Source organism: Marseilla massiliensis (genome assembly GCF_016899955.1).
Lineage (GTDB): Bacteria > Bacteroidota > Bacteroidia > Bacteroidales > Bacteroidaceae > Prevotella > Prevotella intestinigallinarum.
The window spans coordinates 164222-176224 of sequence record NZ_JACJJL010000004.1 but is presented as its reverse complement, the minus strand read 5'-3'; the positions used below and the strand labels follow the sequence as shown (position 1 = coordinate 176224).

Here is a 12003-nt window from a genome sequence, read left to right as displayed (position 1 = left end):
ACAACACCACTCAATGGAATCGCTGAAGGAGAAAACGGCCAAGGGAATACTTTGGGGCGGGATGAACAACTTCATCCAGCAGGCGCTCGGACTGTGCTTCGGCATAATGATGGGGCGGTTGCTATCGCCCGACGACTACGGCATGATAGCCATGATAACCATCTTCCCGCAGATTGCCATAACGCTGCAGAACAGTGGTTTCACCGTGGCCCTTACCAACATAAAGCAACCAGGACACCGGGAGTACAACTCGGTGTTCTGGTTTAATGTCATCGTAGGCACGGCCATGTATGCGCTGCTCTTCTTTTGTGCACCGCTGATAGCCGACTATTACCATACCGACAAGCTCGTGCCGCTGTGCCGTTATGCCTTTCTCAACATACTTTTTGCCAGCTTTGCCACAGCCCAGTCGGCCTACCTGTTCAAAAACCTCATGGTAAAGCAGCAGGCGAAGGCCGGGATGACGGCCGTGCTCTGTTCCAACATAGTGGGCGTGAGCATGGCTTTCTCGGGCATGGGCTACTGGTCGCTGGCCACCCAGGGGCTTGTCTTCGTGGGTGTCAACACCGTGTTGCTGTGGCGGTGCTCGCCGTGGCGCCCGTCGTTGCGCATCGACTTCGGCCCTGTCTGGCGCATGTTCCGCTTCAGCGTCAAGGTGCTTGCCACCGGCATACTGAACAATGTGAACAGCAATGTGCTCAACATCTTGCTGGGACGCTACTTCTCGCCATACGCCACGGGGTGCTACAACCAGGCTTATCAGTGGGACAACAAGTGCTATTACCTCGTGCAGGGCACCGTGCAGCAGGTGACGCAGCCGGTGCTGGCCGACCTCAGCGGGCAGAGCTCGCGCCGCCTCGGTGCCATGCGCAAGATGGTGAGGCTCATCTCTTTCGTGTCGTTCCCGCTGCTATTCGGCCTCGGCCTTGTGGCCCGCGAGTTCATAGTGCTGGCCATAACCGACAAATGGCTGTTCTCGGCCGGGCTGATGCAGATACTGTGCATCAGCGGCGCGGTCATGCCTCTGCACACATTCCTGTCTAATGTGGTGCTCAGCTGCGGGCGCTCGGGTGTCAACCTGTGGTGCACGTGCGGCTTGGGGCTGGCCTCTATAGTGCTGATGGTGTGCATTTGGCCGCTCGGCATACGCTCGATGGTGGTAGGGTATACGGCGCTCAACCTGCTGTGGGTGCTTGTGTGGCACTTTTTTGTGCGCCGGCTCACTGGCTACGGCTTCGTGATGTTCATGCGCGACACGCTTCCTTTTGCCATCGCCGCCATGGCGGTGATGGCCGCCACCTACTTCGCCACGGCGTGGATAGGCAACATGGCCGTGCTGCTCGTGGCGCGCATAGCCGTGGCCGCCGTGCTGTATTACGCTGTTATGCGTGTGGCCCGCGTCCACATCCTCAATGAGTGCCAGCAGTTTATTGTCAACAAGTTGTTCAAACGCAAGCATTGATCATGGACACAAGCAAGACGGTGGATGTGGTGATGTGTACCTACAACGGCGAGCGCTACCTGCGCGAGCAGCTCGACTCAATCATCGGGCAGACCTATCCGATACACAGGCTCATTGTGCAAGACGACCGTTCGACCGACGGCACCGTGGCCATTGTCAGGGAATATGCCGCCCGTTACCCCTTCATCAGCCTCTATGTCAACGGGCGCAACCTTGGCTACAACCTCAACTTCAAGTCGGCCGTCATGCGTGCCACGGCCGACTTCGTGGCTATTTCCGACCAGGACGACGTGTGGTTTGCCGACAAGATAGCCCGCCAGGTCGAGGCCATCGGAGGCCACAACATCTGCTTCTCGGCCCACGTGCGCGGCAGCCGCCTTGAGGGTGCCCGCCGGGTGGAGCCGCAGCATTCGCTCAAGGCGTTGCTTTTCCACGGCTTTGCGGGCCACACCATGCTGCTGCGCCGCGACTATGTGCAGCGCGAGGGGGCGTGGCTCGACTGCATCATCTACGACTGGAGCCTTGCGCTCAACGCTTATTTCTATCGCGATAAGGCCATAACCTACATTGCCGAGCCGCTCAACTGGCACCGCACCCACCCGGACGAGGCGGCCAGGAGGGTGGGCGGTGGGCCTTCTGTCGGCGCCGCAGCTGCCGCCCTTGGCCCGCTTGCCCCTTATGTGGTGGGCTACCGCCATTACCGCCAGCTGCAGCACAAGGGCAAGTGGCGCCGCCTTTACACCCATGTCTGTGCCCAGACGGCATCGGATGCGTTGCGCACAGAGCACACCATGGCCCGTTGCATGCTCTCGCCGGGCGCATTGCCGTTGCTGCGCCTGTGCCTTTGTTGCATGAGGCATCGCCGTTCCACATATTATAATAAGGCAAAGGCCGGCGGACTGATGGGCGCGGTGCGCGGCTTTTTCTATCCGCTCATATTCGCTTACCGCAACTCCGACTTCGACGACTGAATGGCCTTGCAGGCCATGCGCAATCGCCTGGAGTTGCCATACAAGCCGTTTCGTCATTCAAGGCGTGCCGTTTTGCATGGTCATACGTGCCGTTTCGCAGTCTGATACGGCACGTTTCGCAACGTGCTTGTTTACAGGCTGTTGGGCGGCCATGGCCGTGGCTGCGCAAAGAGCCTTTGCCATCTAACTCCATCTAACTCCTCTTAACTCCCTAACTCCCGCAAGAAAGACTATTGTCTTAACTCCGAACAAAGAATTAAAAATAAACAATTAAAAATTAAGAGTTAAGAAAATATGCCATGCGCAGTGTCAGTCAAATGCAAAAGTCTGCACTCCTGAACTCCTGTCTCCTGCAACTCCTAATTAAGGGATGGGCTGTGAGGCGTCAGTCAAATGCTATTGTCCCCTAACTCCCTCTAACTCCTTATAACTCCATCTAACTCCTCTTAACTCCCTAACTCCCGCAAGAAAAACTATTGTCTTAACTCCTTTACTCCCTAACTCCTTAACTCCTAAAAAGCCCCTGGGATTTATCCAGTGGGCCCAAAAAAGCGCGCCTATTCCCATAGACGCGCTTTCTGCAATGTTTGGAGCGTTTACTCCTGGATTAATAATTTAGTAAAGGGGATTCTGCAGAATGTTCGGGTTAGCGTTGATTTCGGCCACGGGTATCAGCGGCAGGGCCTTCTTCGAGTCGCGGTTGAATGTGCGTGCCTCTTCCGTCAGCACGTCGTGCCACCCGCGGTTGTTAGAGTCGGTGTAGCGAACCACGGTCTCTCCGCGCCTTATCACGTCGAAGTAGCGCTGTCCTTCGCCCACAAGCTCCTTTCGCCGCTCCATGTATATGCGGTCGAGCGTGATGTCTTGGGCCGTCACCACCTTCGTTGCGTCGGTGGTGCGGTTGGTTATCAGCTTGTTGAGCAGCTGTGCGGCGGCAGCCTTGTCGCCCGTCTGGAATGCGGCCTCGGCAGCGCTAAGGTACACCTCCGACAGGCGCAGCATAGGCACGTTGGCATAGCGCACGTCGCCGTTGTGCGCCGGCATCTTGTTGATGAACACCCCGTGTTTCACAAAGTCGTTGCCGTCGGTTTCAAATTTGCCGGCATAGGTCTCGGGGTCGCCGCCCGGCTTGAGCAGCACGTTGTTGCGTGCGTCGGCCGGGTCGGCCTCCATTGCCTCGGCAAATGCCTTGGTCACCATGATGTCGCCGTAGCCGGGAACATCACCATGGGCGTCGCTCATGCAGTAGGCTATGCCCTCGCGGTCGGTCCAGTCCTTGTTGTCGTTGATAGACAGCTCGAATATTATCTCGTTGTTGTGTGCGTTGCTGGTCTTTGCCCATGCCTCGGCATACTCCCCGGGAGTCCACAGCACGTAGGGAGAGTTGCTTATTATGTCGCGCGCGGTGGCCAGGGCCTTGCCCCATTCGCCCTTTGTCATGTACACACGCACCTGCAGTGCCTTGGCTGCCCACAGGTTGATGTACACCGATGCGTCGCCTTTGTTTGATGTGGGCAGCGCCCCCGACTTCACGGCGTCGTCCAGGTCTTTCTCTATCTGTGTGTAGCATTCGGCCACAGTGTTGCGTTTCGGCTTGTTGGCGTATGCGTTTTCAACAGGCTTGAGCATTATCGGCGCGCCGAGCGAAGCCCCTTTGTCCATGGTGTAGGGCTTGCCGTAGATGCGCGTCAGGTCGAACAGTGCCATGGCTCTGAGTGTCTTGGCCTCGGCCTCGTATTGTGCTATGGCCTCGTCGTCGCCCAGTGTGCCGCTCTCGGCGGCCTCTATCACGCGGTTGGCCCTTTCGGTGACTATGAAAGCCGACTGCCACGGAGTGTTGCCGCCTGAGAAGTTGTCGGCCGTGGAGTAGGTCATGTAGTAGTAGAAATTGCCGCGTCCGCTTCCGTCCACCCAGTTGTACTGCACGTCTTCGCCTCTCATGTCGCCGTAGATGAACATGTTGCGGCCGTAATAGTCGACAAAGTCTCTGATGCCTTTCAGCGAGGCGTAAACGCCGTTGCGCACAGTCTCGAGGTCGCTCACCGTTGTCACAGCCCCGTTGGCGTCTATTCCGTCAGACGGTGTCTGGTCGAGCCAGTCGTTGCCGCACGACGTCATGCCGGCTATAATCGACAGGATGGCCATTGCTCTATATATTCTTGCTGTTTTCATATTTCGTTTGATTTATGTTGTTATTGTGCTAATTAACTTGATGTATGGCCGGAGCGGCAATCAGAAGTCGAGCTCCACGCCGAAGGCAAACGTCCTGTAGGCCGGCGTCTCAAACGTCATTATTCCGCTCGGGCTCATCTCCGGGTCTACCACGAGGTCTTTCGACTTCCATGTCAGCAGGTTGGAGCCCGAGAAGTATGCGCGGGCCTTGGTCAGTCCGAGCTTGCTGATGAAGCTTGTCGGGGCGCTGAAGCCTATGGTGAGGCTCTTCAGCCGCAGGTAGTCGGTGGGCATGAGCCATCGCGACGAGGCCGTTGTCGATGCGCTTCCGTACTGGAACTTGGGCAGCTTGGCGTTGGTGTCGCCAGGGCCCGTCCACATTTCCGACAGGTCGTATGACGCCGGCACGGCGCCGCCGTAAAGGTATCTGCCGCCGTCGGTGTGCTGCCATGTGGCGTAGTCGAACGCTTCGCCACCCACGGAGTAGGTCAGCGTGAAGCTCAGGTCGATGAACTTGTAGCGCAGGGTGTTGGTCAGTCCGCCCTCTATGGCCGGGTCGTGCTTGCCCACAATGGTCTTGTTGGCCTGTGCTATCTCGGTGGTGGTGTTGCGGGCGTTGTCGGTTCCGTCGTTGATGTAGTAGAGGGGCTTGCCCGTCTGGGCGTCCACGCCGGCGTATTCATACAGGTAGTACGAATAGTAAGGCTCGCCCACGCGGTGTATCATAGGCCCGCTTATTATCTCCTGGCTCTCGCCGTCGAGCTTGGTGAGCTTGTTGCTGTTGTGCGAAAGGTTAAGAGAGGTGGTCCAGTTGAAGTCTTTCGTGTCGAAGTTCACCGAGGTGACGGTCATCTCAAATCCCTTGTTCTCCATCTCGCCCACGTTCATTGGCTGCGTGAACACGTATGCCCCTGCGTTGCCGTCATAGCGGTAGTGGCCTCCTGTCATTGACACGGGCAGGTTGTATATCAGGTCCGACGTCTTGCGCTGGTAGTAGTCGAGCGTCACCGAAATGCGGTGCAGGAACTGCAGGTCGAGTCCGATGTTCCACGTCTTGTTCTTCTCCCACCTCAGGTCGGGGTTGGCAATGCCTACTATTCCCATGCCCGACATGCCGTTGTAGTTCTGGTTGCTGTACTTGTAGAGGTTCATGTAGGCATAGTAGTCGGACGGCTGCGTGCCGTTGACGCCGTAGCTCAGTCGCAGCTTGCCGTCGGAGAGCACATCCTTGACGGCCGCCATGAACTTCTCGTCTATAAAGCGCCATGCTCCCGACACCGACCAGAACGTGCCCCATCGGTTGTCGCGCGACAGCTTGGATGTGCCGTCGGTGCGCATGCTTGCGCCAATGTAGTATCGCCCTGCGTAGTTGTAGTCAATGCGGCCGAGGTAAGACGTGAGCCTGTAAGAGCTGTAGCCCGACGACGCATTGGTCTCGGCGGCGTTGCCGAATTCGTAGAGCTGCCCCGGATATTTCTGTCCGCTGACGTAGTTGTCGGAGTTAACGAAGTTCTCGGTCTCAAAGCCCAGCAGCACGTTGACGTTGTGCTGGCCGAACGTTTTCTCGTATGTCAGCTGCGTTTGCGAGTTGAGCTGTTGGTAAGAGAGCTTGTCGCGCTGCATCACTCCGCCCGGTCCGCCGTTGTTAGAGAACTTGTCCCACAGCACGTCCTCGGTGCCGTCAAAGTAGTCGTAGGCTATTTTCTCGCTCAGCTTCAGGTTGTCCCAGATGTTGTAGGTGAGCTTTACGGTGCTGAATGCCTTGGTGAATGTGTACACATCCGATGAGTGGTCGCGCTCGAATATCGGGTTGACGCCAAACAAGCCGCAGCCGTCGTTGAGCGTGCCGTCGTCGTTGTATGGTGTCGACGACGGGTTTTGCACCCAGGCGTAGTTCATTATCGGGCTGGTGAACGAAGTGCCTTCGTTGGCCAGGTCTTGCCTGGTGCGCGACAGCTGCGTGGTTACCTGAAGGTCGAACCGCCCGAAAGAGTGCTGCAGGTTGGCGTTGCCGGTGATGCGCTCCAGCCCCTGGTCGTAGGCAATGCCCAGCTGCTTGTTGTATGCGAGCGACGCATAGAACTTGGTGTCGGTGTTGCCTCCCGTGACGCTCATCTGGTAATTCTGGTGCGAGCCGGTGCGGAAGAGCAGGTCTTTCCAGTCGGTCCATCCGTTCTTGGGCATCGAGGCGTATGCGTCTATCTTGCTTTCGGCATAGGCTTTGGCGTCGGCTGCCGACATGCCGAGGTCATAGATGGCCTGGTTTTCGAGGCCCTTGCTCAGCAGGGCGCGCCTGTCGTCGCCGCCCAGGGTGGGCCTGTAGTTTATTGCCATGTTCGAGAATCCCCAGTCGCTGCGGAACGACAGCTTGGTCTTTCCGGCCTTGCCGCTCTTCGTCGTGATGACAATCACGCCGTTGGCCGCGCGCGAACCATATAGTGAAGCGGCCGCAGCGTCTTTTATCACCGTCATCGACTCGATGTCGTTGGGGTTGATTGTCGACAGCAGGTCGGAGCCAGTGTCGTTGTATGAGCCCGAGAACGGGTTGGCGTCGCCGCTCTGCACCGGTGTGCCGTCTACCACGATGAGCGGGTCGTTGCCGGCGTTGATGCTGCTCATTCCCCTTATCCTGATGCTCTTTGTGCCGCCGGGGGCGCCCGATGTCTGGCTTATCGACACGCCGGCCACTCCTCCCGACAGCTTGTCGGCTATCGAGATTACCGGCACGTCTTGCATGGCGTCGGTCTTCAGGCTCTGGGCCGAGCCGGTGAACGATGCCTTCTTGAAGTTGCCGTAGCCCGTGATGATGGTCTCGGCCAGCTCGTTCTTGGCTTCCAGCAGCTTGACCTTCATGCCGTTTTTGGCTGCCACTGTCTGGGGCTCGAAGCCAATGTAAGATATCCTCACATTCTTTTTGCCGGCGGGAAGTGTTATGCTGAACTTTCCGTCGCCGTTTGTCACTGTGCCTTTTGAGGTTCCGTCTACAACGATGGTGGCCCCTATTACAGGAGAGCCGTCACTGTCTGACACCACCGACCCCCTTATCAGGGCCTGCGCCATCGCAAATCCGCATGTCGTGATGAGCAATGACAAAATGATAAACAATCTTTTCCTCATGATGCTTTTTGTTTTAATAAGTGGATAATTATTTACTCTTTGGCATTCAATCCCGGTTTCGTTCACAAATTTAGAAACCTTTTCTTAATTTTAAGGCTTATAGTATTAAAACTTTGCGCGTTGGTAACGGTTTGATAGAATGATTCTGTGTTATCGGATAAATGTTAATTGAGAAAACGCAATATTTTATAGAATGAAAGGAAAAATGGCTATGCTTAGGGCTGTTTCACCGATATGTTGGCATAATCTTCGCATAATGTTAAAAAACGCCAGTTTCGCTGTTGCTGTCTCGCATTGGCCTCATGCCCTGGCCGTGGGCGTTTGGGGTGGTTTCGGCAGCAGCCGTGCGGCTCCGCCTTGCCGGCCCCGGGCGGTAGCCTTTGCCCTGCCGCCTGCCACGGTGGCGCCGGTTGCGTGCGGGTGGTTGCCGTGGGTGGGCGTGGCATGGCGGTCTGTCGGCCCCGGTCGTGGCGGCATGTCTGGGTGGCATCCTGCCGCGCCATGCCAACCCCTTGGCGCCCAGCAGTTTGCAAAACGGCTCGTTTTGCCTTGCCGAACGGCCCGTTTCAGGGTGCCATACGGGCCGTTCGGCAACCCCATACGGGCCGTTTGGGCTCGCAGGGCGCCAATAGCGGCAGTGGCGCAGAGCAAAAACGCCATTTTTGTTTCAGACTTCAAACATTTTTATTAAATTTGCACGAGATAAGCAGCGCACAGCCGCCCGGCAGCCGCAGTGGCCGACAGGCAGGCCCGGTTCACCGTGTCGGCGCAGCCTGCAAACCGAAGTGTGATGAAGAATAGATATCTCGAAGAATACAACAGGCGCAACCTCAGGGTGTGCCAGCTTAAGCAGCTCGACATACTTGAGGAAATAGACCGCCTATGCCGCCGCCATTCCATCAGCTACTGGCTCGACGGCGGCACGCTGCTCGGGGCCGTGCGCCACGGGGGCTTCATCCCCTGGGACGACGACATCGACATAGCCATGCGGCGCGAAGACATGGAGCGGTTTGCCGCCGAGGCTGCCGGCGAACTGCCGCCGGACCTGTTCCTGCAGACAAGGGCCACCGACCCCGAGGTGGAGCTGCCCATCGTGAAGGTGCGCGACATGAACTCCTTCTACATCGAGGCGGGCGACAACTTCGCCGCCGGCTACCAGAAAGGGCTCTATGTCGACGTGTTCCCCTTTGAAGACTACCCCACCGTGAGCCGCGGTTTCGTCAAGCGCATCACCAAGGGCATATCAAAGAGCAACTCAATACTGCACAAGGCCCACCACTACAGCGTGCGCGCCGCGGCCGAGCTGTTCTGGTTCGGGGGCAAGTATGCGGCATACAGCGCGCTGTGGGCGGCCGCGTGCGCGCTGAAGCCAAAGGGCACGTACATCGGCAACATACCCACCAACAACGGTTACGGCATCATGCACCGCAAGGACAGCGTGTTCCCGCTCACTGAGGTCGAGTTTGAGGGCAAGCGGTTTCTGGGCCCTGCCAACCCCGATGCCTACCTGCGCGACCTCTACGGCGACTACATGCAGGTGCCGCCCGAGGAGAAACGTGTGTTCCACTCTGTGTTCATAATGCCCGAACTGATGGCGTAGGCACAGCAAACAGCAAAGAAAATGAACATAGCAATCATACTCTCAGGTGGCGTGGGCAGCCGCATGGGCATCGACATGCCCAAGCAGTATGTCGAGGTAGAGGGCATGCCGGTGCTGGGCTACAGCCTCGCCGCCTTTGCCGCCCACCCCGACATCGACGCCATAGTGGTGGCCGTGGCCGACCAGTGGCGCTACTTCGTGGCCGGCCTTGCCGCCCGCCTCTGCCCCGAAAAGCCCGTGAGCCTGGCCCCGGCCGGCCAGACCAGGCAGTACTCCATATTCAATGCGCTTGAGGTGGCGGCACGGTCGGCCACCGGCGACGCCGACCTGGTCATCGTGCACGACGGCGCACGGCCGCTCGTCGGCGCCGACCTCATAGGCCGGTGCCTCGCTGCCTGCTCCGCGGCCGACGCCGTGATGCCGGCCATAGCGGTGAAAGACACAACCTACCTCAGCGACGACGGCACCACCATCACGGCGCTGCTCGACCGCAGCAAGCTGTGGGCCGGGCAGGCGCCCGAGGCGTTCAGGCTCGCCAAGTACCTGGCGGCCCACCGCGCCATGGACGCCGCAGAGCTGATGAAAATAAACGGCAGCACCGAACTGGCATTCAAGTCGGGCCTCAGTTGCCGCATCATCGAGGGCGACCCGATGAACTTCAAGATTACCACACCCGAGGACTTGAGCAACTTCAAGACCATCATCAAAGCAAGAAAGAAATGAAAGCATACGTACTACACGCCGTGGGCGACCTGCGTTACGAAGACGCCCCAACGCCCGAGTGCCCCGAGGGGTGGGCCCTGGTCAGAGTCAAGGCTGCCGGCATTTGCAGTTCCGACGTGCCGAGGATATTCACCAAAGGCACCTACCACTTCCCCACCATACCCGGCCACGAGCTCTCTGGCGTGGTCGAGAGCGTGGGCAGCCCCGCCGACGGGGGGCTGTGCGGGCGCCCGGTTGGCGTGTTCCCGCTCATCCCCTGCCGCCGGTGCCCGCAGTGCGAGGCCGGCAACTACGAGATGTGCGACCATTACGACTATGTGGGGTCGCGCCGCGACGGCGGCTTTGCCGAGCTTGTGGCCGTGCCGGTGTGGAACCTCCTGCCGCTGCCCGAGGGCGTCTCGCCAACGGTGGCGGCCATGCTCGAGCCGCTGGCCGTGGCCCTGCATGCCGTGAAGCGCAGCCGCCTGGCAACCGGGCAGTCGGCATGCGTTGTCGGCACGGGCATGATTGGCATCGGGGCGGCGCTCTGGGCCCGCATGCTCGGGGCCTCTACGGCAGACGTGGTGGTGCGCAACGAGGCCAAGCGGCGCATGGTCGAGAGACTGGGGCTGACGGCAGTGGCCGCCGCCGATGCCTGTGCAGGCCGCTATGACGTGGCCATCGAGGCTGTGGGCACGCCCGGGGCTGTGGCCCAGGCCGTGGGGCTCACGGCGCCGGGGGGCACGGCCGTGCTCATGGGCAACCCGTCGGGCGACATCACCCTGGCGCAAGACGTCTACTGGCGCGTGCTGCGCAAGCAGATCACGCTGCGCGGCACGTGGAACTCTTCTTACCACGGGGCGCAGCCGTCCGACTGGACCGAGGCCGCCGAAGCCATAGCGCGGGGGGCCATCAGCCCCGAGAGGCTCGTCACCCACGTGTTCGCCCAGAATGAACTCGGGCGCGGCCTGGAGATAATGCGCGCCCACTCAGAACCCTATTGCAAGATAATGACCACATGGAACTGATGGAAAGGAAAGGCGAGATATCGGCTTCGATGATGTGCTCCGACCTGGTCAACCTCAAGGAGACCATCGAGATATTCGAGCAGGAGGGCGTCGAGCGCCTCCACATCGACGTCATGGACGGCATATTCGTGCCAAACTTCGGGCTCGGCGTAGACTACATACGGGGCTTGCGCAGCCTCACGGGCATACCGCTCGACCTGCATCTAATGATAAAGGAGCCGGAGTACAAGCTGCAATGGATAGGGATAGAGCCTACCGACATTGTCTCTATACACTACGAGAGCAGCTTCCAGGTGCAGCGCGTGCTCGACTGGCTCGCTCCTTACGGCTGCAAGCGCTTCCTGGCCATCAATCCGGCCACGCCGATAAACTCGCTTGAAGAGGTGCTCGACTATATCGACGGCATCAATGTGCTCATGGTCAACCCCGGGTTTGCAGGCCAGAAGATTGTGCCGAGCACCATGCGCAAGGCCGCAAAGATAGCCGAGCTGCTGCGGCGCGAGGGCCGCGAGGACATAATAATGGAGGTTGACGGCAACATAACGCCCGACAACGCCCGCAAGCTGCGCGATGTCGGGGCCAGCATCTTTGTCGCCGGCACGTCGTCGATATTCAAGGGCGACATCAGCAAGTACCGCGACAACATCGAAGAGTTGCGCCGCGCCATCGTCTGACGGGGGCTTTTTAGGAGTTAAGGAGTACGGGAGTGCAGGAGTACAGACAATGGTTTAGTGTGTTTTTAGGAGTAAAGACAATAGTTTAGTGTATTTTTAGGAGTTAAGGAGTTAGGGAGTAAAGGAGTTAAGACAATGGTATTTGACTATCTTCCTGCACCACTTTCCCCATGCTCCCACAGCTTCCATGTTTCCATAACTATTGTCTGTACTCCCGTCTACTGCCTCCCGCCTCCAAAATATATACTAAACCATTGTCTGTACTCCTGCACTCCTG

10 protein-coding genes are annotated in these 12003 nt (G+C 58.6%); 6 read left to right on the top strand and 4 right to left on the bottom strand.

Annotation, left to right across the window (positions count from 1 at the left end):
* The first annotated feature begins 13 nt into the window (after positions 1 to 13).
* Both H6B30_RS03865 and H6B30_RS03860 read left to right on the top strand, forming a co-directional pair.
* Positions 14 to 1462, top strand: a complete 1449-nt coding sequence (locus tag H6B30_RS03865) for a lipopolysaccharide biosynthesis protein (protein ID WP_205108103.1) — start codon at positions 14 to 16, stop codon at positions 1460 to 1462.
* A gap of 2 nt (positions 1463 to 1464) precedes the next feature.
* A complete protein-coding gene (locus tag H6B30_RS03860) occupies positions 1465 to 2433 on the top strand; it encodes a glycosyltransferase (RefSeq protein WP_205108101.1) in 969 nt (322 codons plus the stop codon).
* On the opposite strand, the gene H6B30_RS16735 is transcribed toward H6B30_RS03860, so the two are convergent.
* From H6B30_RS16735 to H6B30_RS03840, 4 genes are all read right to left on the bottom strand, one after another.
* Positions 2396 to 2626, bottom strand: a complete 231-nt coding sequence (locus H6B30_RS16735; protein WP_205108099.1) for a 2Fe-2S iron-sulfur cluster-binding protein — start codon at positions 2624 to 2626, stop codon at positions 2396 to 2398. The two genes, H6B30_RS03860 and H6B30_RS16735, sit on opposite strands and share 38 nt — an antisense overlap.
* A gap of 203 nt (positions 2627 to 2829) precedes the next feature.
* Positions 2830 to 3000, bottom strand: a complete 171-nt coding sequence (locus H6B30_RS03850) for a hypothetical protein (RefSeq protein ID WP_205108097.1) — start codon at positions 2998 to 3000, stop codon at positions 2830 to 2832.
* 48 nt (positions 3001 to 3048) lie between these two features.
* Positions 3049 to 4605, bottom strand: a complete 1557-nt coding sequence (locus H6B30_RS03845; protein ID WP_205108095.1) for a RagB/SusD family nutrient uptake outer membrane protein — start codon at positions 4603 to 4605, stop codon at positions 3049 to 3051.
* Between the two features lie 60 nt (positions 4606 to 4665).
* Positions 4666 to 7722 (bottom strand): SusC/RagA family TonB-linked outer membrane protein, encoded by a 3057-nt coding sequence (locus tag H6B30_RS03840; protein WP_205108093.1) that lies wholly within the window; start codon positions 7720 to 7722, stop codon positions 4666 to 4668.
* Between the two features lie 790 nt (positions 7723 to 8512).
* Between H6B30_RS03840 and H6B30_RS03835 the strand changes: the two genes are divergently transcribed.
* Genes H6B30_RS03835 through H6B30_RS03820 form a run of 4 tightly spaced genes read left to right on the top strand, consistent with a single transcriptional unit; the run spans position 8513 to position 11726 of the window.
* On the top strand, positions 8513 to 9322 hold the full coding sequence (locus H6B30_RS03835; protein WP_205108092.1) for a LicD family protein: 810 nt from the start codon (positions 8513 to 8515) through the stop codon (positions 9320 to 9322).
* A gap of 21 nt (positions 9323 to 9343) precedes the next feature.
* Positions 9344 to 10045, top strand: coding sequence for an IspD/TarI family cytidylyltransferase (locus H6B30_RS03830; RefSeq protein WP_205108090.1), 702 nt, complete (start codon positions 9344 to 9346; stop codon positions 10043 to 10045).
* A complete protein-coding gene (locus tag H6B30_RS03825) occupies positions 10042 to 11052 on the top strand; it encodes a galactitol-1-phosphate 5-dehydrogenase (protein ID WP_205108088.1) in 1011 nt (336 codons plus the stop codon). The genes H6B30_RS03830 and H6B30_RS03825 overlap by 4 nt, the downstream gene beginning before the upstream one ends.
* Positions 11043 to 11726, top strand: a complete 684-nt coding sequence (locus H6B30_RS03820; RefSeq protein ID WP_205108086.1) for a ribulose-phosphate 3-epimerase — start codon at positions 11043 to 11045, stop codon at positions 11724 to 11726. Before H6B30_RS03825 ends, H6B30_RS03820 begins: the two co-directional genes overlap by 10 nt.
* The last annotated feature ends 277 nt before the right edge of the window (positions 11727 to 12003 follow it).